21 protein-coding genes are annotated in these 24,393 nt (G+C 42.9%); 11 read left to right on the forward strand and 10 right to left on the reverse strand.

What is annotated here, in order from left to right; translation table 11 throughout:
- A complete protein-coding gene (secF, locus tag Pas1_RS07995) occupies positions 1-975 on the forward strand; it encodes a protein translocase subunit SecF (protein ID WP_112205192.1) in 975 nt (324 codons plus the stop codon).
- On the opposite strand, the gene Pas1_RS08000 is transcribed toward secF, so the two are convergent.
- Together Pas1_RS08000 and purB are read right to left on the reverse strand one after the other, a co-directional pair.
- Positions 972-2,321, reverse strand: coding sequence for a 3-deoxy-D-manno-octulosonic acid transferase (locus Pas1_RS08000; protein WP_112294972.1), 1,350 nt, complete (start codon positions 2,319-2,321; stop codon positions 972-974). The genes secF and Pas1_RS08000 overlap by 4 nt on opposite strands.
- On the reverse strand, positions 2,318-3,697 hold the full coding sequence (gene purB, locus Pas1_RS08005) for an adenylosuccinate lyase (RefSeq protein WP_112294973.1): 1,380 nt from the start codon (positions 3,695-3,697) through the stop codon (positions 2,318-2,320). Before purB ends, Pas1_RS08000 begins: the two co-directional genes overlap by 4 nt.
- 96 nt (positions 3,698-3,793) lie before the next feature.
- On the opposite strand from purB, the gene Pas1_RS08010 reads away from it, so the two are divergent.
- Positions 3,794-4,408 carry a glutathione S-transferase N-terminal domain-containing protein gene (locus tag Pas1_RS08010; RefSeq protein ID WP_112294974.1) on the forward strand — a complete coding sequence of 205 codons (615 nt, stop codon included), beginning with the start codon at positions 3,794-3,796 and terminating at the stop codon, positions 4,406-4,408.
- A gap of 21 nt (positions 4,409-4,429) precedes the next feature.
- On the opposite strand, the gene mnmA is transcribed toward Pas1_RS08010, so the two are convergent.
- Positions 4,430-5,542, reverse strand: coding sequence for a tRNA 2-thiouridine(34) synthase MnmA (mnmA, locus tag Pas1_RS08015; protein WP_112295202.1), 1,113 nt, complete (start codon positions 5,540-5,542; stop codon positions 4,430-4,432).
- Positions 5,543-5,739: 197 nt separating this feature from the next.
- On the opposite strand from mnmA, the gene Pas1_RS08020 reads away from it, so the two are divergent.
- The 3 genes from Pas1_RS08020 to Pas1_RS08030 are packed head-to-tail and all read left to right on the forward strand — an operon-like array spanning position 5,740 to position 8,643.
- On the forward strand, positions 5,740-6,873 hold the full coding sequence (locus Pas1_RS08020) for a Re/Si-specific NAD(P)(+) transhydrogenase subunit alpha (protein WP_112205202.1): 1,134 nt from the start codon (positions 5,740-5,742) through the stop codon (positions 6,871-6,873).
- 25 nt (positions 6,874-6,898) lie between these two features.
- Positions 6,899-7,237, forward strand: coding sequence for a proton-translocating transhydrogenase family protein (locus Pas1_RS08025; RefSeq protein WP_112205204.1), 339 nt, complete (start codon positions 6,899-6,901; stop codon positions 7,235-7,237).
- Between the two features lie 38 nt (positions 7,238-7,275).
- A complete protein-coding gene (locus Pas1_RS08030; RefSeq protein ID WP_112294975.1) occupies positions 7,276-8,643 on the forward strand; it encodes an NAD(P)(+) transhydrogenase (Re/Si-specific) subunit beta in 1,368 nt (455 codons plus the stop codon).
- Positions 8,644-8,830: 187 nt separating this feature from the next.
- Here Pas1_RS08030 and Pas1_RS09665 read toward each other — a convergent pair whose 3' ends face one another.
- On the reverse strand, positions 8,831-8,992 hold the full coding sequence (locus tag Pas1_RS09665; RefSeq protein ID WP_158525999.1) for a hypothetical protein: 162 nt from the start codon (positions 8,990-8,992) through the stop codon (positions 8,831-8,833).
- 210 nt (positions 8,993-9,202) lie between these two features.
- On the opposite strand from Pas1_RS09665, the gene Pas1_RS08040 reads away from it, so the two are divergent.
- A complete protein-coding gene (locus Pas1_RS08040; RefSeq protein WP_112294977.1) occupies positions 9,203-9,904 on the forward strand; it encodes a class I SAM-dependent methyltransferase in 702 nt (233 codons plus the stop codon).
- A gap of 27 nt (positions 9,905-9,931) precedes the next feature.
- Positions 9,932-10,747 (forward strand): hypothetical protein, encoded by an 816-nt coding sequence (locus tag Pas1_RS08045; RefSeq protein ID WP_112294978.1) that lies wholly within the window; start codon positions 9,932-9,934, stop codon positions 10,745-10,747.
- 64 nt (positions 10,748-10,811) lie between these two features.
- Here the strand turns inward: Pas1_RS08045 and Pas1_RS08050 are convergent, their stop codons facing one another.
- The 5 genes from Pas1_RS08050 to Pas1_RS08070 all read right to left on the reverse strand — a co-directional run bounded on the left by Pas1_RS08050 (position 10,812) and on the right by Pas1_RS08070 (position 17,556).
- Positions 10,812-11,831, reverse strand: coding sequence for a hypothetical protein (locus tag Pas1_RS08050; protein ID WP_136625611.1), 1,020 nt, complete (start codon positions 11,829-11,831; stop codon positions 10,812-10,814).
- Positions 11,832-14,051, reverse strand: a complete 2,220-nt coding sequence (locus Pas1_RS08055; RefSeq protein WP_112294980.1) for an O-linked N-acetylglucosamine transferase, SPINDLY family protein — start codon at positions 14,049-14,051, stop codon at positions 11,832-11,834.
- Positions 14,052-14,144: 93 nt separating this feature from the next.
- The gene (gene oxlT, locus Pas1_RS08060) at positions 14,145-15,401 is read right to left on the reverse strand and encodes an oxalate/formate MFS antiporter (RefSeq protein WP_112294981.1); all 1,257 of its coding nucleotides are present in this window, start codon (positions 15,399-15,401) and stop codon (positions 14,145-14,147) included.
- A gap of 184 nt (positions 15,402-15,585) precedes the next feature.
- Complete coding sequence (gene groL / locus Pas1_RS08065; RefSeq protein WP_112205210.1) at positions 15,586-17,238, reverse strand: chaperonin GroEL; 1,653 nt, start codon at positions 17,236-17,238, stop codon at positions 15,586-15,588.
- A gap of 27 nt (positions 17,239-17,265) precedes the next feature.
- A complete protein-coding gene (locus Pas1_RS08070; RefSeq protein WP_087909492.1) occupies positions 17,266-17,556 on the reverse strand; it encodes a co-chaperone GroES in 291 nt (96 codons plus the stop codon).
- A 314-nt stretch (positions 17,557-17,870) separates the two neighbouring features.
- Between Pas1_RS08070 and Pas1_RS08075 the strand changes: the two genes are divergently transcribed.
- The 4 genes from Pas1_RS08075 to Pas1_RS08090 are packed head-to-tail and all read left to right on the forward strand — an operon-like array spanning position 17,871 to position 23,353.
- Positions 17,871-18,704 (forward strand): EAL domain-containing protein, encoded by an 834-nt coding sequence (locus tag Pas1_RS08075; protein WP_112294982.1) that lies wholly within the window; start codon positions 17,871-17,873, stop codon positions 18,702-18,704.
- Entirely contained in the window at positions 18,704-19,327 is a 624-nt protein-coding gene (locus tag Pas1_RS08080; protein WP_112205214.1) for a response regulator transcription factor, read from the forward strand. The genes Pas1_RS08075 and Pas1_RS08080 overlap by 1 nt, the downstream gene beginning before the upstream one ends.
- A 7-nt stretch (positions 19,328-19,334) precedes the next feature.
- Positions 19,335-21,791, forward strand: a complete 2,457-nt coding sequence (locus Pas1_RS08085) for an ATP-binding protein (protein WP_112294983.1) — start codon at positions 19,335-19,337, stop codon at positions 21,789-21,791.
- Positions 21,792-21,829: 38 nt separating this feature from the next.
- Positions 21,830-23,353 (forward strand): D-alanyl-D-alanine carboxypeptidase/D-alanyl-D-alanine-endopeptidase, encoded by a 1,524-nt coding sequence (locus Pas1_RS08090; protein WP_225971608.1) that lies wholly within the window; start codon positions 21,830-21,832, stop codon positions 23,351-23,353.
- On the opposite strand, the gene Pas1_RS08095 is transcribed toward Pas1_RS08090, so the two are convergent.
- Positions 23,299-24,390, reverse strand: coding sequence for an L-threonylcarbamoyladenylate synthase (locus Pas1_RS08095; protein WP_112294984.1), 1,092 nt, complete (start codon positions 24,388-24,390; stop codon positions 23,299-23,301). The genes Pas1_RS08090 and Pas1_RS08095 overlap by 55 nt on opposite strands.
- Positions 24,391-24,393 lie beyond the last annotated feature (3 nt).

Here is a 24,393-nt window from a genome sequence, read left to right on the forward strand (position 1 = left end):
ATGGAATTTTTCCGGATCAAAAAAGATATTCCTTTCATGCGCCATGCTTTGGTGCTGAATATTATTTCTTTAATCACTTTTTTAGCAGCAGTTTTTTTCTTGTGGCATAACGGCCTACACCTCTCTATCGAATTTACTGGCGGCACGGTAATGGAGGTGAGTTATCCACAAACGGCTCCATTAGATTCAATTAGAGATAGTGTTCAAAAGCTGGGTTACAACGACACCCAAATCCAAAACTTTGGCAGCTCGCGTGATGTCATGATTCGTCTGCCGATTCAAAAGGATGCTGAGGGCAAAGTAATTGCTTCCGCTGATCAAAGTACCGCCGTTATGAAAGCCCTGGATCCAGCGAGTTCTGGAGCCAAATTGCAACGGGTGGAGTTTGTTGGACCTCAAGTAGGTCAAGAACTCGCTCTTGATGGTCTGAAAGCATTGATCTTTGTGATCATTGGTATCGTGCTTTACCTATCATTTCGCTTTGAGTGGAAGTTTGCCCTTGCCGGCATCATTGCGAACTTGCACGACGTGGTTATTATTTTGGGCTTCTTTGCCTGCTTCCATTGGGAGTTCTCGCTATCAGTATTAGCTGCAGTCTTGGCTGTTCTCGGTTATTCCGTGAACGAGTCTGTGGTGATCTTTGACCGAATTCGGGAAAACTTCCGCAAGTATCGCAAGATGAATACCCGCGAAATTATTGACAATGCGATTACTAGCACCATTAGCCGCACCATGATTACTCACGGTAGCACGGAGATGATGGTCTTAGCTATGCTGATCTTTGGTGGACCAACACTGTTTTACTTTGCGCTGGCCTTAACTATTGGTATTTTGTTTGGTATTTATTCTTCGGTCTTCGTGGCCGCTGCTCTAGCAATGTGGCTTGGGGTCAAGCGTGAAGACTTAATCAAAGGGGATCGCAAGCCTGATGATGCAGCTCGTAACGATGATCCTAACTTTGGTGCGAGAGTTTAATTAAAAATATGATTCTGGCGATCTAAGATCGTCAGAATTTTTTGCGTAGCACCTTGGTGGTCTACTGCATATTGCTTAGCTGCCCTAGCCATCTGCTCAAGTTGCTCCGCGTTCTGAAGACAGGATTTGAGAGCCTCAACGAGCGCAAGCGACTCATTCAAGAGTGTCTCACCCTCAATTTGCTTTGCAGCTCCACAGTCAATCGCATCAATCGCTGCCTGCTGAAAGTTATAAGTGTGTTTGCCTAACAAAACTGGACAGCCTGCTGCACAGGCTTCTATCAAATTCTGGCCCCCAAAAGGCAACAGCGTTCCGCCCATTACAGTCAAACTTGCTGCACTGTAATACAGTGCCATCTCCCCCATCGAGTCGCCCAATAAGACCTTAACGCCATTGCAAGCATCTGGAGTATCAAGCCACTCACTCCGCTTGCGGAATGTGAGTCCCATATTGGTGATCAAATTAGCTACGTCTGCAAAACGTTCAGGATGCCTTGGAATTAAACATAGCAGCGGAGAAACGGTAAATGTATTACTCAGCAATAGCGCTTGCCAAGCTTTCAGGATGATGGCTTCCTCGCCATCACGCGTACTAGCAGCACAAACCATCAGTCGATTGGAGCTTTCGAGCTTGGTTCGCCACTGACAGCCTTTTTCTAATTGCGCGGGATCTAATGGCACATCAAACTTGAGATTACCAACCACCTCAATATTGCGTACACCCAACTGCTGGTAGCGTTCAGCATCAAATGCAGTCTGCGCCAAAACTCCAGCAAAGGCCTGAAATAGTGCCTGCCCTGCTTTACCAAAACTCTGAACTCGTTTTGCGCTTCGCTGCGATAAGCGGGCATTCACCAGGAATAAAGGTAGGCCGATTTCAGCACAACGAAATACAACTGTTGGCCAGGCTTCGGTTTCCATAAACAAACCTAACTTAGGTTTGAAGGTTTTTAGAAAGTGCTCTACCGGTCCACAAAGGTCATAAGGAAGATACACTTGACGAATCTGACCAGCGGCAATTGCGGATGAAAATAATTTTTTACCAGTACGACGACCATTTAAAGTCATATGAGTCAGTAGGATTTTTTCACCTCGAGCTAGGTAAGCCTCTATTAGTGGCTGTGCAGCACGAGTCTCACCAACAGAGACTGCATGAATCCAAATCGCATTTTGGATAATCGGTTTTGTGTAACCAAACCCTAAACGTTCAGATAAATGTCCTAGATATTGAATCGAATGGCGAGCACGCCACGCCAGACGGATAAAGGCCAAAGGTAGCAGTAAATGCCATAGAAGCTGATAAACCGCAAACCATACGATTGGCCTGCCCGACTTCTGAACACTCACTTTTTAAGACGTTCAGTCAATTCGACTGCCTTACCCAAATAGGATGCCGGAGTCATTTCTAATAAGCGTGCTTTTGCATCTTCAGGAATCTTCAATCCTTTGATGAAAGCCTGCAGATCAGCTTGATTGATCCCTTTGCCACGAGTCAGTTCTTTTAACTGCTCATAAGGGTTTTCAATACCGTAACGGCGCATCACTGTTTGGACTGGTTCAGCAAGTACTTCCCAGCAAGCATCCAAATCAGCCGCGATGGCGGCATGATTGACTTCAAGCTTACTCAGACCTCGCAAAGCACTGTCGTATGCCAAAAGACTATGGCCAAAAGCCGGCCCTAGATTACGTAAAACAGTAGAGTCTGTCAGATCACGCTGCCAACGAGAGATGGGTAACTTTTCTGCAAGATGGCGCAATAGTGCATTAGCAACCCCTAAATTACCTTCTGAGTTTTCAAAGTCAATTGGGTTGACTTTATGCGGCATGGTTGACGAACCAATCTCGCCTGCTTTAGTACGTTGTTTGAAATATCCAACAGAAATATATGCCCAGAAATCGCGATCCATATCCAGTAAAATCGTATTCGCGCGCGCAATAGCATCAAAGAGCTCAGCCATACCATCGTGTGGCTCAATTTGAATTGTGTAGGGGTTGAAGGTCAAACCCAAACGCTTTTCAACCACATTGCGCGAGAAGTCTTCCCAATCGAAATCAGGGTAAGCAGAAAGATGTGCGTTGTAATTACCCACTGCACCGTTCATCTTGCCCATCAAAGGGACTTCAGCAATATTAGCAATCGCACGCTCTAAACGCTTTGCAATATTCGCAAGCTCTTTACCCAAAGTGCTTGGCGAAGCTGGCTGGCCATGAGTGCGGGAGAGTAAAGGCACTTTGGCATGCTCGATTGCCAAATCAGTTAACACGGAAAGTATTTTTTTGAGTTGTGGCAACAGCACTTCATCACGTGCACCGCGCAACATCAAACCATGTGATGTGTTGTTGATATCTTCAGAAGTACAAGCAAAGTGAATAAATTCACTGGCTTTCAATAAATCAGGATGGCCTGCAACTTTCTCTTTCAGGAAGTACTCAACCGCTTTGACATCATGATTGGTAACGGCTTCGATCTCTTTAATCCGCTGCGCATCTGCGTCAGAGAAATTCTTTGGAAGGGAGAGCAAGAATTCAGAATCGGCTGCACTGATTTTAGGAACGTCTGGCAAGCCAGCGGATGCAAGCGCTAATAGCCAATGAATTTCAACAAAGACACGCTGACGCATAAAGGCTGACTCAGAAAGCCAGGGGCGTAAAGCATCGAGTTTTCCGGCGTAACGCCCATCTAAAGGGGAAAGCGCATTGAGAGTTGAAAGCGGCTGGCTCACGAATATTGCCTTTTTAAGAAATAGGTCAACAAAGTCTAATTTTAATGCGTTCTTGACTCTGCCCCAGCCACTACTATCTAGCTATACTTGGAACCTATGAAAATTATCGGATCACTCACCAGCCCCTATGTACGCAAGGTACGCATCGTTTTTTTAGAGAAAAAGCTCGAAGCAGCCCTAGAACTTGAAAATGTCTGGGATGCCAAGACCAAAATAGGCTCGTTGAACCCTCTGGGCAAGGTTCCTTGCCTGATTTTGGATGATGGCGAGGCCATTTATGACTCCCGAGTCATTGTTGAATACGTCGATACCTTAAGCCCCGTAGGCAAGCTCATCCCCACAGAAAGCCGAGAGCGGGCTACCGTCAAAACCTGGGAAGCCCTAGCAGACGGCATCATGGATGCTGGCATTCTGGCTCGCTTAGAGGCGACCTGGCGGCCTGCAGAACAGCAAAGTCAGGCCTGGATTGAACGTCAAATGGGCAAGGTAGATGCCGCCCTCTCCCAGATGTCACAAGAGTTAGGTGAAAACGCCTGGTGCCATGGCAATCAAATGACTTTGGCGGATATCGCGGTAGGCTGCGCACTAGCTTGGCTCTTACTCCGCTTTCCCAAGCTGGAGTGGCAAACAAAATATGCCAATCTCGATGGCTTGTATCAAAAACTGATGCTGCGTTCATCCTTCATTGAAACAACACCACCAGCGGCTTAGTTCTCTGAGTAATCTTGGATACTAGGTGGTAATAATTCCGCCGCCTAGACAAATCTCACCGTCATACAACACAGCTGATTGTCCCGGCGTAACTGCCCATTGCGGCTCAGGAAATTGCAACTGAAAACTCTGATCGCCATTTTGACCAGTCTGTATTTCACAAGCTGAGTCAGTTTGACGATAGCGCGTCTTAGCGGAAAAATTTCCTGCCAAGGGCGCAGAGCCTGCAATCCAACTTGCATCCATTGCCGATAGTGCATTTGTTAATAACCAGGGATGTTCATGGCCTTGAGCAACATACAAAGTATTGTTTATAACGTCTTTACGTGCCACATACCAAGCGTCACCAGTACCGTCCTGACTGCCTCCCAGCCCAATTCCCTTGCGCTGGCCGAGGGTAAAGAAAGCTAAACCCATGTGCTCTCCAACCGTTTTTCCTTCAACTGTTTTGATAGGGCCCGGTGTGCGAGGCAGGTAACGATTCAGAAATTCGCGGAAGGGTCGCTCACCAATAAAGCAGATACCTGTCGAATCTTTCTTACGCGCGTTATGCAAACCAATCTCTTGTGCAATTTTGCGCACTTCTGTTTTCTCAATTTCCCCGAGAGGAAAAAGTACTTTCTCTAATTGTGATTGCGTGAGTCGATGCAAGAAATAACTTTGATCTTTACTTACATCAATTGCTTTGAGCAACTGCACCCCACCTTCTTCTCGGCGAACGCGCGCGTAATGCCCAGTTGCAATGGCATCCGCACCTAAACTCATTGCATGATCAAGGAAAGCCTTAAATTTGATCTCCGCATTGCAGAGCACGTCTGGATTTGGCGTTCTACCAGCGGCGTATTCTCGTAAAAAATCAGCAAAAACCCGCTCACGGTACTCAGCAGCAAAATTGACCGCCTCGACATCAATCCCGATGAGGTCTGCAACCGAGACTACGTCCAACCAATCCTGGCGGGCCGAGCAATACTCATCGCTGTCATCGTCCTCCCAGTTCTTCATAAATAGGCCAATAACCTCATAGCCCTGCTGCTTGAGCATCCAGGCAGCCACTGAGGAATCAACGCCTCCAGACATCCCAATCACGACTTTTGAGGGCTTAAATGGAGTTTTAGAGGTTTTGATAGGAGAGATCACAGAAGAATGGGGTTAACTCATGAAAAATGCGAAAATTCAATAAATGCTTTCTGCTTGTATTGTAAAAGTCTTAGGCTGCTTTCACCGAAAATGGCTCAAAACTGCGCATTCTGAGCAAGAAATCGTAAATAGGTGCAATTTGGCCTATTTAATTAAAATAGAAGTTTTGAAAATACGCTTTTTGGAGACAAGTAATGCGCATAGGGGTCCCGCTGGAAACGAAGGCTGGTGAAACAAGAGTTGCCGCCACACCAGAAACAGTTAAAAAACTCATTGGACAAGGTCATCAAGTCCTCATTCAAAAAGATGCTGGCCTGCAAGCAAGTCAACCCGATTCTGCTTATGTAGCCGTTGGAGCAACCATTGGAAGCGCAGCGGATGCCTTTGCTTCTGAGCTTGTCTTAAAGGTCCGCGCTCCGCAAGCCAGCGAACTGTCACAGATCAAATCTGGCAGCGTCTTGATTGGTATGCTGGAGCCGTTTGATAACAACAATATTGCTGCGATGGCAGCTCAAGGTATTACTGCCTTCTCACTCGAAGCCGCCCCAAGAACTACGCGTGCACAAAGCATGGACGTACTGTCTTCGCAAGCAAACATTGCTGGATATAAAGCAGTGATGATTGCCGCTAATGAATATCAACGCTTTATGCCAATGTTGATGACGGCTGCAGGTACGGTAAAGGCTGCGCGAGTACTCATTTTGGGTGCTGGTGTTGCTGGCTTGCAAGCAATTGCTACTGCCAAGCGTCTCGGCGCTGTTATTGAAGCTTCGGATGTGCGCCCAGCTGCTAAAGAGCAAATTGAATCCCTTGGCGCCAAGTTTGTTGATGTTCCTTTTGAAACTGATGAAGAGCGGGAAATTGCTAAGGGCGTAGGTGGCTACGCTCGCCCAATGCCTGAAAGCTGGATGAAGCGCCAAGCTGCCTTAGTAGCAGAGCGCGCACAACAAGCCGATATCGTCATCACAACTGCTCTGATTCCTGGTCGTAAACCTCCAGTCCTGCTTAATAGCGATACTGTCGCCAATATGAAAGCCGGCTCAGTAGTAATCGATCTTGCAGCTGGCAAGGGTGATAACGGATCTGGTAACTGTCCGCTCACTCAGGCAGACAAAATTATTGATGTGAATGGCGTCAAGATCGTGGGTTACACCGATTTAGCCAGTATGGTTGGCGCTGATGCCTCAGCGCTCTATGCCCGCAACTTGCTGGACTTCTTAAAACTCATCATTGATAAAGAAGCCAAACTGGTTATACCTACTGATGATGACATTGTTGCCGCCTGCCTCATGTGTCGCGATGGTCAGGCTATTCGTAAAAACTCATAATAAAAAATATTGCAAAGGAAATAAGATGGATTACGCTGCCATTCAAAGCATCCTGACTGTTCAGAACATCACCGTTTTTGTGCTCGCGATTTTTGTGGGCTATCACGTGGTTTGGAACGTCACTCCAGCATTGCATACTCCTTTAATGGCCGTAACCAATGCGATCTCCGGAATTATTATTGTTGGTGCACTGCTTCAAACTGAAGTCATTAACGGCGAAGCTATTACCTTTACTAGCGTGATTGGTGCAGTAGCTGTTTTCTTGGCCTCGATCAATATTTTTGGCGGCTTCATGGTGACCCGTCGCATGCTTGAAATGTTCAAGAAAAAAGCACCCAAAGCTGAAGCAGCCACCAGCAAGTAAAAGAAAAACAGAAAAAAGATTCCATAGAGACCATACTCATGTCAAACCTTACCGCTATCTCCTACCTCATTTCATCAGTGCTATTTATTCTGGCACTAAGAGGTCTATCTTCACCGACCACATCGCGCCAGGGCAACACCTTCGGCATGATTGGAATGTTGCTTGCAGTGATTACCACCTTCTTTGTGGCTGATTTTAAGCCAGCCTTCTCATTGATTGCTGGTGCAATTGTTGCTGGCGCCATCATTGGCACTTTAGCTGCTAAACGCGTTCAGATGACCAAGATGCCAGAGCTAGTTGCTCTCATGCACTCTTTTGTTGGACTCTCAGCCGTCTTGATTGCAGTAGCGGCTGTATTTAATCCAGCGCATGAGCATACTGGCGCACAAAAGATTGAGCTATTTATTGGCGCCTTCATTGGAGCGATTACTTTCACGGCATCTATTATTGCTTTCGGCAAATTGTCTGGAAAAGTCAGTGGCAAGCCCGTTAGCTTTTCTGGCCAGCACTTACTGAACTTGATTCTGGCACTTGCCATGATTGGAAGTGGAGTCGCATATTACATGGCTGATAGCCACGCTGCCTTTATGGCAATGTGCGCAATTGCACTAGTTCTTGGTGTGACCTTAATCATTCCAATTGGTGGTGCGGATATGCCAGTAGTAGTCTCAATGCTCAATAGCTACTCCGGATGGGCTGCAGCAGGGATTGGTTTTACGCTCAACAATCCTGTATTGATTATTGCTGGCGCTTGCGTAGGCTCTTCTGGTGCAATTCTTTCTTACATTATGTGTAAGGCTATGAATCGCTCAATCCTTGCTGTATTGCTTGGTGGTTTTGGTGCTGAAGCTGGTGCTGGAGGTGGCGATGATGGTAGTCCGAAGAATTACAAAACAGGCTCGCCAGAAGATGCAGCTTTCCTTATGGAAAATGCTGATACCGTCATTATTGTTCCCGGCTATGGATTAGCGGTGGCACGAGCACAGCATGCTCTGAAAGAACTAACTGAGAAACTTACCCATCATGGTGTTACCGTGAAATATGCAATTCATCCAGTTGCTGGCCGTATGCCTGGTCATATGAACGTTCTCCTAGCTGAGGCCGAAGTGCCTTATGACCAGGTATTTGAGATGGAAGATATCAATAGCGACTTTGGTCAAGCTGACGTTGTCCTGGTTCTTGGCGCGAACGACGTTGTAAATCCTGCAGCAAGAACCCCTGGTAGTCCAATCTTTGGCATGCCTATCTTGGAAGCGTTCAAAGCTAAGACGATCATCGTCAATAAGCGCTCGATGGCTGCTGGTTATGCGGGCCTAGATAACGAACTCTTCTACATGGATAAAACCATGATGGTCTTCGGTGATGCGAAGAAGGTAGTTGAAGAGATGGTTAAGACTGTTAGTTAGAACTCATATAGGTCCATAAAGAATACAAATAGAGTTTTCTAAAAACAAATACGAGGACTAAATTAATCTTGTGAATCTGTATCAACAAAAGATTTAATCGTGAGATCCAATGATGCCAAACACCTATTCTTTTAAATTTTTATTTATTGACTTTTTTGATATATCAGCTCTTGACGATTTTAGTGAATTATTTTCCGGTGCCCTCACCAAAATCTACGATTTTTAAAGATTCATAACGATTAATATTCGTTGCAACGATAACAGGCAGAAGATGATGTCCATTGAACTGAGACTCAAGAATAACTGGAGTGACATTATTGAGATAAATACGAAGCTCGCGTTGTTGCACGTCTACATTATCATTTGATTTTAGCTCACTGCGGTATGTACTTTTAACTGAAATCCAATTTTCATGAAATCCAGAGAATACTAATTTATTCATTTTTTTAGATTGACATCACTATCAATGATCTTGAGGTAAGAGAATTAATAGTTTTTGCTCATGAATAGCTAGACTCATCTAACCTAAAAAAAATTTATCATTTAGGAATTTAAACTTATGAATACAGCAGAAAGAATTAACGAAATAGCCTCTAAAATTAGCCTGCAGTCATACCTTGAAATAGGTGTCCAAGAGGGCATTACTTTTAACAAAATACACAAGATACCCTATAAGGTTGCCGTTGATCCTGTTTTTAGACTCGAATATAAAAAATATGAATCCGAAAATGTTAAGTTTTTCGAGACCACCTCAGATATTTTTTTTCAAACTAATGAAATAAAATTTGATATCATTTTTTTAGACGGCCTACATGAATTTAAGCAAACACTTAGAGATTTTATTAATGCCCTTGAATTTTCTCATGAAAAAACTATCATTATCATCGATGATGTTTATCCAAATGATATCTATAGCTCATTAGTTGGCAAAAATCTTGACAGCGATTATTGCTACTCCCTGAGATCTCATTTTCATCCGGAAAGTAGAGATGGAAGATGGCACGGTGACGTGTACAAAGTCATCGCTTTTATCCATGATTTTTACCCCAATATTACTATGCAAACTATTAGTGATAACTATGGCAACCCCCAAACAATCTGTTACAAAAAGTATCGATCGAACCATAAGCCTCAATTCAATTCACTAGAGGCAATTGAGAGATTAACGTATTTTGATTTGATTGAAGATACACGCTTTTACTGTGTTACAACCGAAGAGGATGCTTTAGCTAATGCGATTAAATATCTTAAATCTTTCTAACTCTATTTTTTATAGGGAGAGCATCAATTGGAAAACTTAGTTCAAATTATCTGCGGTGCTGGTGGTCAAGAAACAATTGAGGAGTGCGCAAGAGTTCCCGAAAGTTTAGGAGCTACCATTATTGTTGTTTATGGCTTATGGCCTCAATATGATTATCCAAATGGCGATATAAACTTTGCACAAACAAGTAATCTAGTTGAACCAACATTTAATATTGATGACGTAGAATCTATTGCTAGAAAAAGAGGGTGGCATTACTTAAGAATGAATAAGTTTGCATTTAATGGTGAGCAATATAATTTAGCTTTGGACTATATTCAGCAAAAGAGAATCAAGTGTGATCATATTTGGTTTACAGACTCTGATGAGTGCATTGATCCTGAGCATTTAAAACCTCTACTTGATTTCATTTTGCTGTGCAAGTCTCAAGGACTACAGCAGGTCAGATTTGATATTAATGTTGAGATACTTCCTGAATGGAAATATATCGTGACTGGTCCAATTTGGCATGGTAACCGTGGTATCTTATGGGGCGATGCTCTCAAAGTTACAAGAGAAATAAATTTTGATGGAAATTATAATTTTACTAGTGATGTAAAATTCGGGATCACAACGGTGCCATTATTTCATTTGCACCACTTTCGAAGGAATTGCGCTCAACGGATTCGCAATGGATTTTGGTTTGGAGGTGGAAAAAGTTACTCAATCTCAGAAGCAGATTTTTTACCCAATACCACGCATATAAATTATCTAAAAAATAAGTTCAAAAATGGCTTCTATAAAAATTTGTTTGAAATTGATTCGTATTTGGGTCCATCTATATTCTCAGCTGAGCGAAATTAGTGCGTGCTCAATTGAACTTAACCGCAAAAATTCATAAATCATTTATTAAGTAAAAAAGTTAGACTCACAAGAATTGATGCTGCGTCATTGTCTCCAACACACGCATAGCTGTCGCCCTTGGAGAATGATTATTGATTACCCACTTCCTTGCATTCAATCCGATTTTTTCTAAAAAAAATGAGTCTTTACTGACTTCTTCAACTATGCGTGAAGTAGTAGTTTCAATTCGACTGAAATCAATTGGGATATACTCACTCCAAGGCATTGGATTTGCCGAGGTTTCCAGCCCATACCTGTCAAAATCTAAAGAAATTGGGCAACATCCAAAAAGTGCTGCCTCATAGAATCTCCAGCTATCAAATCTAAGGACGACAGGTTCACTTGCTATCTCTTTAAATACAAGATCTTTGAAGCTAGCAAAATACTCATTCTGACGCAAGTCTTTATATAAATCACCGCCGTACGCTAAAACAGCTTTGTGGGTTAATAAATCTCTAATATATTGATCTGGATCTGAAAAACTTTCTGTAATCATAAAATGATCACGTAAAAGTGGAAGTAAACTTAAATCTAAGCCGTTTCTGACGGACTGATTATTCGATGGTCTAAAGTTTCTTAATATGTCTTTTTTTCTTTCAGAAAAAATATGCTGCCCCGCAAGCTGAATCGCCTCTTCTGATAAACCAAATCCAATAGGGAAAATTTTTCCACCTCTCAAGGCTAACTTATTAAAGTGGGTAATAAATACTAAAAAATTATCATCATAATCCCTTAAATTACATCCGTCATTCATATCTAATAAAACGATCTTATTGTTTCGGGCTGAATTTTTTAAAGATTTTTCAAAATCACCGAGCCCATTGAAAGCATCAACAATTAAATGTCCTCGACTTAAGTCTGATGTAATTTGAATATCTTCTGACATTAGTCTAGAAAACGGCGGGAATATACCGTGCGACTTAAACTCGGTCATTGGAGCATTAGAATATATTTTGTGGCCAAGAAGTTGTAAACCCTGCATTAAGCAACCCACAATATGTGAGCCACCACGATCTTTTGTTGGGAAAAAGAAACTGAACTCCATTTAAGATTTCTCGTTTAACATTTTTATTTCTGGAGATAAATTAATATGTTCAAATGGAAGTCTTTTTTCATATCTTTTGTACATTTCAAGATAAATTAATTCTATATTGTGAACATAACTGTTTGTATCAAATAACGCTTTTTTTTCCTTATTTATGGCCAGTCTTGCTTTTAAAGCTTTTATTTTTTCTGGGTGGCTCGCTAGGTCAATTGCAATCCTTTCGTAATCCTGTAGAGAGGTAGTTACTAGCTCTTTCAATCCAACGGCATTTAGTAAGCTAGCTGCGACTCTGCCAGCAAAAGCATTACCAATGCAAGTGATTAATGGCACCCCAGCCTTTAACGCATCCACTGCAGTTGTATGTGCATTATACGGATGAGTATCCAAAAATAAATCTGCTAATTGATATCTGGCAAGATGATCTGCCATTAAATTAACTCTTTGGGCAAAGATAATTCTTTTATCATCGATACCAAGACTTACAAACTCTGCGATCAAGTTCTTCCTAAAGCTTTCATTGTTTTCTGAGATCCACACTACACTAGTGGGAGCTGCTTTTAATATAGTTGACCAACTTTTAAGGATTTTTTTATTAAATTTATAGCTATTATTAAAGCAGCAAAATATAAATCTATTTTCTGGTAAACCACAGTCTTCCTTAGTGAAAACTTTATTGGACGGAATTCGTTTTGAATCATCTACTATATAACAGTCAGGTAGATAGGCAATTTTTTCGGTATAGAAACTTTTGCTTTCTTCCGGGATCACAATCTTATCCGCAATAAGATAATCCATATATTTGGCTCCCATAGTACCTGGATAGCCCAAATAATTAACTTGAATCGGAGCTGCGCGATGAGACATAATCCCTGTGGGCGCAGATTGAGTATGCCCACCTAAATCTATCGCAATATGAATTTCTAAATCCCTTGCCAGCTGCGCCACTTCGATATCGCTCTTGCTCTCAACATCTATAAAGTAATCAAAAGCCCCCTGTAATCTAAGCCTTAACTCATCATCCTCTTCGGCACATTTTACAGAAAATGCATAAGTTTCAAACTTTTCGCGATTATGCATCTCAAAAAGCTCAACCGTTAAGATGGAAACAGGATGATTTCTAAAATCTGCAGAAAAATATCCAATACGGATTTTTTTATGGGGCTTAAATTCTATTTTGGGAAGAATATTTTTTTCAGGGAATCTATCCTCGACCCATATTTTTGCTACGTCTAATCCCTCTTTAATTGAGTCATTCATAGATAAGTATTTAAATGGATTTACAACTTTTTGTTTTTTTTCTATAGCCTGATTAATTTTTTCCAAATCTTCATCTAAGGATTCCCAGTCACCAATTTGAAGCTTTAAGGCAGAGATATCTCCAAGAATATAGGGTAGATCATTTTTTTTTCTATGAGCATTGCATAACGATATTATTGCATCATTATATTTTTTTAAATCCGCTAAGGTCGACCCTCTATCGGCCCAAGTCTCTGGAAGATTTTCATCTAGGCAGATAGCTTTATCAAAATGTGCAATTGCCTTGTCATATAAACCAAGCTCCCTAAGGATTGCTCCTTTATCTGTCCAAGATCTAGCATTATTGGGGTTCAGTGAAATAGCAACATCACAGCTTTTGAGCGCCTCACCCCACTGCTTTAAGCTACTCAAACTAAAGGCTCTGTTAAGCCACGCATTAATATAGTCACCTTTAATTTCAATGGCTTTTTCATGCATTTGAACAGCTTCTATTAAATTTCCAGTTTTATGGAGCGCAATTCCTAAATTACTGTATGCCTCTGCATAGTTGGGCTCCAATAAAATAGCTTTATTGTAAGCATCTATTGATTTGTAATAATCGCCTAACTCAAGATAAGTATTGCCCTTATTGTTATAAGCTTCGTAGTATCTAGAATTTAGTTGTATTGCCCGATCGTAACATTTTAAAGCATCGTCATACCGACCGATTTCCTTCAAAATATTGCCTTTATTACAATACGCTGAACTATTATTGGGGGCTGACTGAATTGACTTATTAATTAATTCTAGAGCCACATTCCATTCAGTTTTGTAAGCAGCAACAACACTTAAAAAACAGAGTGCATCGGCATTTTTCGTCTGTATTTTTAATACTTGCTTTAAAGATCTCTCAGCATCGTCCAATCTACCTGACTGAATTTGCTGGATTGATAAATTGAGTAAATAGGCGATCTGCGGATTCATAGCGTAATGCTAAACGAATTTAGTCCTTAGCCTTGAATTCAGCCCATTAAAAAAGGCTGCCTAGGCAGCCTTTTATTTGATGTCTAACGAAATCTAAGAATAAACAGCGCTCTGGATATATTTTGCTCGCATTGGCCGCAATACAAAGAATGCCAATATTGCAGCAGTTGCATCTAGGGCGATCATGATGGCAAATACTGGCATCCAACTTTCAGTAGCGCCATGAATATATGCTGCAATTGGTCCACCGATAATTGATCCAACGCCCTGGGCCATATAGAGAAAGCCATAATTCGTTGTGGCGTGTTTTTGGCCAAAAGTATCTGTCAAAGTAGATGGGAAGAGAGAGAAAATTTCGCCCCATCCAAAGAACACGACACCAGACATTACTACGAAAAGGACGGGGTCTGAGCGGGTCATTACCCATACGAACATGGCAACCGCCTCAAGACCAAAGGCAATCGTCATCGTATATTCACGACCAATTTTGTCGGAGATCCATCCAAAGAATGGGCGGGTAAATCCGTTCGTTACACGATCAATAGTTAAAGCTAAAGGTAAGGCTGCCATACCAAACACCATAGTTCCTGTAATACCAAAGTCTTTAGCAAAAGCGCCCATCTGTGAGATCACCATCAAACCAGAAGTTGACATCATGGACATCATCAAAAACATGAGCCAAAAAACGGGTGTCTTGAGCATCGTTTTAGGAGCAATACCAGATGCGGCCGCCTGTACTTGGCTAGTAGTTTGAACTCGATCAGCATGAGGCACTCGAATACCCTGTGCAGCCAATAGCCCAATTGCGCCAATCACATAGCCAAAGAAAGTTAGTGTGCCCTGTAAGCCAGACGATGCCAGGCTGTCCGCAATCGGAAAGGTCGTTAGCAATGCCCCGATACCGTAACCTGCAGCAACCATACCTACAGCAAAGCCGCGATTATTAGGGAACCAACGGACCATTAAGCCGACTACTCCAATGTAAACAATGCCGGTTCCTAGGCCGCCCAATACTCCATAGGTAATGTAGAGATTAGAAACTGTAGTGAGATTAGCTGAAAGTACCCAGCTGAGTCCAGTCAATACGGTACCCACTGACAATAGAAGGCGTGGACCAAACTTTTCGACTAAGAAACCCTGAAATGGAGAGAAAAAGGTTTGCAGCACTATCAAGATGGAGAATGTCACTTGCAACTCAGTCAAGCTCACTCCGAGTTGACCCATGATGGGCTTAGTAAATAATGCCCATACATATTGCGGACTTGAAATCGACATCATGCAAATGACGCCCAATGCCAACTGAACCCATTTCGATTTCAATGGATTGCTAGCGATTTCTGCTGTACTCATTTCTTATCTCCCATTTGTAGACCAAGCTCAAAGTTGATACTCTCATCTTAGTGATTTATTGCGGGTAAACACGGATACTTGCCCCATGATGGTGCTTATTGAATACTCTAGGCACTAAAGCAAAATGCCTGGTCTTTTGAACCAGGCATTTTGAATTTCAGCATTAAAAAGCTGCTGGGAGAAATTACATCATTCCGCCCATACCACCCATACCACCCATACCACCCATATCAGGCATACCGCCGCCAGCAGACTCATCCTTAGGCGCTTCACAGATGGCGCAATCGGTAGTCAATAACAAGGCTGCAACAGAAGCTGCATTCACTAATGCAGTTTTAGTTACCTTGGTTGGATCAATGACGCCTTGGGCTACGAGATCACCGTACTCACCGGTAGCTGCGTTGTAACCGTTATTGCCTTTACTGGCCAATACTGCGTTCACAACAACGCTTGCTTCATCACCAGCGTTAGAAACGATGATCCGGAGCGGCTCTTCCATGGCGCGCAAAACGATGCTGATGCCAGCGTCTTGATCAGCGTTATCGCCTTTCAGACCCTTGATACCTTGCATTGCACGAATCAAAGCCACGCCACCGCCAGGAACAATGCCCTCTTCGACAGCTGCACGGGTTGCATGCAATGCATCATCGACGCGAGCTTTCTTCTCTTTCATTTCGACTTCAGTAGCAGCACCAACCCGAATTACTGCAACACCGCCTGCCAACTTAGCAACGCGCTCTTGCAATTTTTCTTTATCGTAGTCGCTAGTCGCTTCTTCGATCTGTACACGAATGTTCTTCACGCGCGCTTCGATCGCCTTAGCATCACCAGCGCCATCAATGATGATGGTGTTTTCTTTACCAACTTCAATGCGCTTCGCTTGGCCTAAATGCTCAAGAGTAGTTTTCTCGAGTGTTAAACCAATTTCTTCGGCAATCACAGTACCGCCAGTCAATACAGCGATATCTTCGAGCATGGCTTTACGACGATCGCCAAAGCCTGGGGCCTTAACAGCGCAGGTCTTGATAATGCCGCGGATATTGTTAACCACTAAAGTTGCCAAGGCTTCGCCTTCAACATCTTCAGCAATGATCAACAATGGGCGGCCAGACTTAGCTACCTGCTCAAGTACTGGGAGCAAATCACGAATGTTAGCAATTTTCTTGTCAAACAAGAGAACATAAGGACTTTCTAAAACAGCGACTTGTTTCTCAGGTTGATTAATGAAATAAGGTGAAAGGTAACCACGATCAAACTGCATACCCTCAACTACTTCAAGCTCGTCCTCTAAAGACTTACCATCTTCAACAGTAATCACACCTTCTTTACCAACCTTTTCCATCGCTTCAGCAATACGCTGGCCAATACTAGTATCGCTGTTAGCAGAGATTGAGCCGACTTGAGCAATTTCTTTGGTAGTTGTACAAGGCTTGCTAATTTTCTTGAGTTCTTCAAGAGCTGCAGTTACTGCTTTATCAATACCGCGCTTCAAATCCATTGGGTTGTGGCCTGATACTACATACTTCATGCCTTCACGCACAATCGATTGAGCCAAAACAGTAGCAGTAGTTGTTCCGTCGCCCGCGATATCAGCAGTTTTAGAAGCAACTTCTTTAACCATCTGCGCGCCCATGTTCTGGAGCTTATCTTTGAGTTCGATTTCTTTTGCGACAGATACACCGTCCTTAGTAATGGTTGGACCACCAAAGGAGCGCTCCATCACTACATTGCGACCCTTAGGGCCTAGAGTAGTTTTAACTGCGTTTGCGAGAATATTGACACCCTCGACCATCTTGGTCCGGGCGCTATCTCCAAATACAACGTCTTTTGCTGCCATGATTGAATTCCTTTCTTAAATACCGAATTACTTCTGTACAACAGCCATGATGTCTTCTTCGCGCATCACGAGAAGTTCATCGCCATCGACTTTGACTGTCTGACCCGCATACTTGCCAAATAGGACCCGATCGCCCACTTTGACATCAGGTGCATTGAGTTTTCCACTGTCATCACGCTTACCTGGGCCAACTGCTAAAACTTCGCCTTGGTCTGGTTTTTCAGCAGCAGCATCAGGGATGATGATTCCTGAGGCAGTCTTTGATTCTTGATCTAAACGCTTAATGATTACGCGATCATGTAAAGGACGCAGATTCATTCCTTCTCCTAAGTTAGTGATTGTTAACTAAATAAAAACTATATAAATCAATGATTTGTAATCTCTACACACGAATACTTAACAAAAATAGGGTTTTACACCCCGTTTTAGCACTCGCGTGTTGGGAGTGCTGATTATATAGGTCCAAGTTCAGGCATTTCAAGATCTTGAATCCATAAATTCTTTAAGGATTTAGGCTTTCCTATACTCAATAGAGCTGGGGTAGGAAGTTTCCTACGGATAAATCAGCTTTAAGCCCTTTCGGCTCCAATCCGTCCTGCATAGACTGGAAGGTCACAGATTGGAGAATGCTGATGAGCCCGAAATCCCGGCTGTACACCCTTGTAAAAGCATGGAAGAACAAACCCTTCCAGGAGGCGCGCGATGCTTGCTCGGAGTCTTGGTTAAGCCTAAGCCCTGAAGAAATCGCCGAACAACAATCCTGGTCAAAGCGACAAGAAATTAGCCACGAACCCATTTTTAATCTGAAAGGCACAAAACTGACAGGTTCTTTATATAGGCCCCTTTTAGAAGCTAAGGATGCCCAGCTTTTGCGACTATTTATGGAAGGCTTAGACACAATTACTTTTTGGCATCGCAGCGGTCGGTCGATCTCTGGAGTTTTACCAATTTCGCTTCATGCGCTTTCTTCTAAAAACTGTGTAGACGCATTAATCGAGCTGATTCTCAATTCTCGACTACCCGTGGGATCAGTCAGTTTAGGTATACAGCAGCTTTCTAAAACGAAGCTCATGCCTGATTCTGAGGATGGACTCTCTCGTATACGTCGACTTGGCGTTGGCCTTCATCTTTTAGATTTCGCCAGAACTTTACCGGAAATAAATCTGCTTGAGAAATTTAAGCTTGAGGGTATTCATATCGCATTACCCCAATTTCGCAATCAAGACTTACCCGTCGCCCTTATCTCCCAAATTAAAAGTGCTGGCACTGAAATATACGCCAGCGACTTAACCTTAGTTAACGATCTTGAGAATGCTAAACGTTTACAAGTGGATTACTGCTACGGAGGATTAATGATGTCCCCCGTGAGTCGCAATCAAATTTTTCACATTAACGATAGCCGTATTGCTAAAGCCATTTTTTCGCTGCACTCACATAACAACCTCAACCAAAATGGAGACAAATAATGAGAAAACAAGTGATGTTAGTAGATGACCATCCCGCTATGCTGATGGCCCTCAAAAGTATGTTGCAAGACCAATTGCTATTTGAAGTCGTCGGTCAAGCTCAAAATGGCGAAGAATGCTTACGCTCGATCAAAGAAATGAATCCCAATTTGATCATTCTCGATTTAGATATGCCGAAAACCGATGGCTTTGACGTGATTCGAAGAATAGGCCTGATGTATCCAGATATCCGTATTCTGGTTCTATCTAGCCTGGATGAGTCCGTTTATGGAGGCCGAGTCCGCTCATTGGGTGCGCACGGCTTCGTCAATAAAACTGCTGGTGCCGACATTATTCTCTCTGCCTGTCTCGCTATTTCTCAAGGTTATAACTTCTTTGCACATGGTCGAAATGGCAATAGCTCTTTAACAGACAACGATAAGTTAGCACTTATTTCTGATCGTGAATTACAAGTCATGAAATACCTTGGCAAAGGTAATACCAATCAGCAAATTTCTGACATGCTCCATATTAGTAATAAAACAGTTGCTACTTACAAAACGCGTGTCTTCGATAAATTAGGAATAAATAATATCGCCGACTTGATTCTATTTTGCCGTAACAATCGCATTATCGAAAGTTGATTTGGTAATGCATCGATTCATTTTTCTGACCACAGTATTCGTTTGTGTAACAGCAAGTCATTTTGCGTACTCATTTTCTTTGTCTTCAGAAGAGCAAAAGTGGATTGATGCAAATCCCATTGTCCGATTTAGTATCCATGAGAAATATCGCCCTTTCCTTGAATCTACTGGAGACAAGGAAGGCGAAGGGATATTTAGAACGCTGCTCAATCATTTAAGTAAGTCAACTCAACAAGAATTTCAACCGATTTGGCGAGATTCTGATACCGAAATATTTCATCAGCTCACTACAGGTCAGATCCATTTTGTGATTGACCCGCCTGAATTTAATCAACAGCAGCATCCTGCTTTATTGCTTTCCGATCCTGTATTTTGGGGGCAAGATGTTCTCGTGGGCCATAAGCGGGATCCCTCAGAGGCACAGTCAGGTATTAGCAAAGTCCGCTATTTTGATCGCGGCTATTCCAAGCTTCCAAATCAAGATTTAATCTCAAGTAGTTTTAGCTCTGATTTAGAGCACTTAAGTAACTCTCTCATAGAAAGAGAGGTTGAGGCTCTAGTCATGCCTGCCAGACTGGCTGCTCGGCTGATCAAGCAATGGGATCATTCCGAGATAGGTATTGTTGGGCAGTATGGTCATGAACCTTTTGCCTATCGTCTTCTGATAGCAGTAAATCATGCACCATTGAATCGTATTATTCAAACCTTTTTAAACAACCAAGATCCTATTGAATTAGCAAATGACTTTGGTTTACCTAATCTTTCACCGATAACGCCGAATAGAGAGGCTAGCTATGGTCCGTGGCTCGTTACACTGATTTTTCTATGCATTGGAGGGGCTATTATTTGGGATCTTCAAAAGAAACAAGCCGCCCAAACTTTACTTAGCCGAGCATTATTGAAGGCTAAAAATTTAGCAGAGCAAGCTAACGCAGCCAAGTCCTCTTTCTTGGCAACTATGAGCCATGAAATCCGAACACCAATGAACGCCATACTGGGTATTCAAGAACTATTACTGAATAATCCGATGATTCCTTCTCATGAGAAACCATTGCTCAAGAGTGCTCATAACTCTGCCCAATCTCTACTGGGAATATTGAATCAGGTATTAGATCTATCAAAAATCGAAGCAGGCAAGCTAACACTTAACCCTGCTTCTTGTGATCTAAGGACTTTAATTGATGACATTCATGCTTCTTTTTCACCAATTGCAAAAAAAGGTAATCTAATTCTTCATACAACAATAGATGCACGGCTGGCGCAAGTGCTGATGGTTGATAGCTTACGTTTTAGGCAAATTCTGCAAAATTTGATCAGCAACGCCATTAAATTTACCAAGAAAGGTGAAATCTTTTTCTCAGTTAGCGTTCTAGCAGACGACCATGCTGGTCAGCTTCTTGAATTTAGAGTGATTGATACAGGTATTGGTATGCAATCGAATGAGATTGAATTGGCTCTCCAAGAATTTGAGCAACTTTCAGGATCAGCCAGAGAAAATCGAGATGCTGTCATTCAGGGTACTGGATTAGGCTTGGCGATTACCAAACGACTACTTGAATCAATGGACAGTCGCCTTTATTTTGAAAGCGCGCCTGGATTTGGAACAAATGTCCATTTTTCAGTTGCCCTTGCCAGAACAGGGGATGCGGCAACAAGCTACTCTAGCCATACGACTAGCCGCACTTACGTTACTCAAAGCATTCCGACTCGGCAAAAAATAGGGGGTCAGGATATATCCGCTTTAGTGGTCGAAGATCATGCTGCTAGCCGGCAAATACTATCGCTCCAACTAGAGGCCCTTGGATTCAGAGTCATTGTTTGTGAGTCTGGAGATAAGGCGCTTGAGCTCATTCAAGACTATCACTTCGACTTATTGCTGACTGATCAGTCCATTCCTGGGATGCAGGGCTCTGAGTTGTCCAGAAAAATTAGAAGCCTGGGTAATGCAAACTTAATCATCATCGGCATTACTGCTGATATCTATGCCCTAGAATCCCGTAGCGTATTTATGAGTGCTGGCATGAATAGCGTCTTAATTAAGCCGATTAGCCTAAAGACGCTTGAGAAAGAGCTCAAACAGTATTTTTATTTCTCTGAAGAATGCTCGGATAATTTAATTGATAGCTACTCTTTTGATGCATTCGGGTCACTAGTAAAAAATGATCCTAGTAAAATTATCCTTATTCTTGAGGAGATCAAAAAAGTGCACGATGAGTCCCTGGAGACCCTGTTGTGTGCGTCGGAGAGTGATCGTCTTTCGAAGAAAAACTTTGATCAGTTACTGCATAAAATCAAGGGTGGTGCATTGCTTTTAAATGCAGGTCAATTTATCGCCGATTGCGTTGAATTAGAAGCAGAGGCTCCTTTAGAGATAAAAATTTCATGTTTAATTGACTTGCTACAAGAGCAGAATTTACTCATCGAGAGATATAAAAATAAATTTGCGTTAGATCCTAAAAATTAATGTTTTAATGGATCCTAAATTACGCTCAGGATTTAGGAATGTCTTTACTTACTCTGCTTCGCATGCTTGCTTTATGTTTCATGTGTCAGCTTGTTCAAGCTGCGTCAGATAGTCGGTCCTATCAGCTACCGAATGCTATTTTATCTAGCCTAGAAAAGAACCAAATTTCTCCCGATGCAATGGGTGTCTCAGTTGTGGAGATTCTGCAATCAGGGACTGGAAAGCCTGAGGCGAGGATAGTCTTGGATTGGAATGCCAGTAAGCCCATGAATCCAGCCTCTACTATGAAGCTCCTAACCACCTTAACTAGCCTGGAAGTATTAGGGCCTGACTATCGTTGGGGTACCAATGTCTTCACAGATGGAGTAATTCATCAGGGCATTCTAAAAGGGAATGTCTACCTACAAGGTAGAGGTGATCCAAAACTCATCCCGGAAGAACTGGCTAAGATGATGCAGGCACTCCAGAATCTGGGCATCCAAAAGATTGATGGCAATCTCATATTTGATCGAAGTGCTTATGCTAAAAGTGTTATGGAGCAATCGTCAATTGATGGTGAAGAATTTCGTGCTTACAACGTCTCGCCAGATCCCCTGCTCTACTCCTTTCGGACTCTGTCATTTAATCTAAGCAAATCTCGCACTGCCGATTTTATTGATATTACCTACACACCGGCACTATCTCAATTCACGATCAACAATCAACTTAGAGTAGTAAATCAATATTGTGATAATTGGAAAAAAGAAATTTCTTTTGATTTGAGTAATAACCATCAAGAGAATATTGGTGATACAGCGCTACTAGCCAGCTTTAGCGGCAACTTTCCCTCTGGCTGCAACAATGCTGGCTATAACATTGTTGCCATCGATGCTAATACCTTTTTAACTAAAGGATTTTCAGCCGCATGGGAACTTGCCGGCGGCAAATGGGCACGGGCACCGAATGGGCAAGATGGCATAGTCCCACTCACTGCTAGGCCATTACTTCAATTTGAGGGAATTAAGCTTGCTGATGATGTTCAGGACATCAATAAGTTTTCGAATAACGTGATGGCCAGACAAGTCTTGCTGACCCTCGCCTTAGAAAAAATGGGTAAGCCCGCCAGTGTAGAGAACGGTGATGTAGTAATTCGGAGCTGGCTAAAAAAGATGGGCCTACAGTTTCCGGAGTTGGTGATTGAAAATGGTGCTGGACTATCGAGGAATGAAGCCATTTCCCCTGAACATATGAATCAACTCTTAGTGCTTGCACGCAACCTTCCGACGGGGGATATTTTATATAACAGCCTGCCGATTGCAGGGGTAGATGGCACTATGAAAAATCGTCTACTAGGTCAATTGCGTAAGTTTCTGCATCTTCAGAAAAAACCAGAGGCTCGTATCAAGACAGGCTCACTTTCTGATGTGCGCTCGATTTCGGGATACGTGATTAGCAAATCTGGAAGAATGTATGCAGTGACTTCCTTTATCAACCATCCAAATGCCAATAGAGGCATTGAGGCACAAGATCAGCTGTTATCTTGGCTACTAGAGGATGGTCCGGAGCCAAAGCAAGCGCGCTGAAGTCGATCCCTAACTCCGTCCCACTCCTCACCTGGGGGTGGTTCTGGCACGAGGATCAGATCCCAGCCCTGCTCATCCAGATCTCTTAAAGTTCTGTATAAACGATTAGCGAAATGACGTGGGTTGCTCGAGATTGAAATTTCTTCGACATCAATCGAAGGATGATCTTCTAAGCCTAGCGAAGACTCTGAATCCCAAACAGCAACTGCAACTCGAGATTTAATATCAGGAAATTCTGTGAGCGCATCAAGCACTTGTCCCAAGGCATACATTCTTAGGGGAGTATTAGGTGCGTAGTGAGCACGTAGGCTGCCCGATACTCGGGGCAAAGACTTCTGATCAATCGTATTTTGCTCTCCCGGCCTGAAGACCTCAATACCTGTCTTGGCAAGAATTTCAGAAGGCGTTATAGCACCAGGCCTCAAGAGGGCTGGTGCACCCCCTGAAGATAAATCCAGAATAGTAGACTCAATTCCGACCTCGCAGTCCCCTCCATCCAAAATCATCAAATCAAGAGCGCCCTCAAATTCACTTCGGACATCGGCTGCATTAGTCGGCGAGATTTTGCCAAAACGATTTGCAGAAGGCGCAACCACTCCGCCCTTGAATTTTCTTAATAAAGCTTGCGCAATGGGATGAGCCGGCGCTCGAATCGCAACCGTATCTTGACCCCCAGTGACTTCAGATAAAACACTTTTATCTTTCTTGAAAACCAGAGTTAGAGGTCCCGGCCAAAAAGCATGAATGAGCACTAAGGCTTGTTCTGATAAATCCCTAACCCATGGACTTAATACCGCACTCCAATCAACCTCAGCTTGATCAAATCGGTCTGGGGCTGCCACATGAACAATTAAAGGGTGGTTAGATGGGCGCCCTTTAGTAGAAAAGATTTTCTTTACTGCCTCGGGATTCTTCGCATCAGCGCCCAAACCATAGACCGTCTCAGTTGGGAAAGCGACTAGACCACCATCTCGCAGAGTTTGTGCTGCTTCACTAATAACCGCTGAAGATTGCAATGAGGGGATATTGTTAGGCATTGC

The sequence above is a fragment of the Polynucleobacter paneuropaeus genome (genome assembly GCF_003261235.1).
Classification (GTDB): domain Bacteria; phylum Pseudomonadota; class Gammaproteobacteria; order Burkholderiales; family Burkholderiaceae; genus Polynucleobacter; species Polynucleobacter paneuropaeus.

Coding starts and splice junctions, on each gene's coding strand:
- oxlT (WP_112294981.1), bottom strand. CDS start 15,401: ATGAGTACAGCAGAAATCGCTAGCAATCCATTGAAATCGAAATGGGTT.
- Pas1_RS08070 (WP_087909492.1), bottom strand. CDS start 17,556: ATGAATCTGCGTCCTTTACATGATCGCGTAATCATTAAGCGTTTAGAT.
- Pas1_RS08010 (WP_112294974.1), top strand. CDS start 3,794: ATGAAAATTATCGGATCACTCACCAGCCCCTATGTACGCAAGGTACGC.
- groL (WP_112205210.1), bottom strand. CDS start 17,238: ATGGCAGCAAAAGACGTTGTATTTGGAGATAGCGCCCGGACCAAGATG.
- Pas1_RS08040 (WP_112294977.1), top strand. CDS start 9,203: ATGAATACAGCAGAAAGAATTAACGAAATAGCCTCTAAAATTAGCCTG.
- Pas1_RS08025 (WP_112205204.1), top strand. CDS start 6,899: ATGGATTACGCTGCCATTCAAAGCATCCTGACTGTTCAGAACATCACC.
- Pas1_RS08075 (WP_112294982.1), top strand. CDS start 17,871: ATGAGCCCGAAATCCCGGCTGTACACCCTTGTAAAAGCATGGAAGAAC.
- Pas1_RS08080 (WP_112205214.1), top strand. CDS start 18,704: ATGAGAAAACAAGTGATGTTAGTAGATGACCATCCCGCTATGCTGATG.
- secF (WP_112205192.1), top strand. CDS start 1: ATGGAATTTTTCCGGATCAAAAAAGATATTCCTTTCATGCGCCATGCT.
- Pas1_RS08055 (WP_112294980.1), bottom strand. CDS start 14,051: ATGAATCCGCAGATCGCCTATTTACTCAATTTATCAATCCAGCAAATT.
- Pas1_RS08095 (WP_112294984.1), bottom strand. CDS start 24,390: ATGCCTAACAATATCCCCTCATTGCAATCTTCAGCGGTTATTAGTGAA.
- Pas1_RS08090 (WP_225971608.1), top strand. CDS start 21,830: ATGTCTTTACTTACTCTGCTTCGCATGCTTGCTTTATGTTTCATGTGT.
- Pas1_RS08050 (WP_136625611.1), bottom strand. CDS start 11,831: ATGGAGTTCAGTTTCTTTTTCCCAACAAAAGATCGTGGTGGCTCACAT.
- Pas1_RS08085 (WP_112294983.1), top strand. CDS start 19,335: ATGCATCGATTCATTTTTCTGACCACAGTATTCGTTTGTGTAACAGCA.
- Pas1_RS08020 (WP_112205202.1), top strand. CDS start 5,740: ATGCGCATAGGGGTCCCGCTGGAAACGAAGGCTGGTGAAACAAGAGTT.
- Pas1_RS08030 (WP_112294975.1), top strand. CDS start 7,276: ATGTCAAACCTTACCGCTATCTCCTACCTCATTTCATCAGTGCTATTT.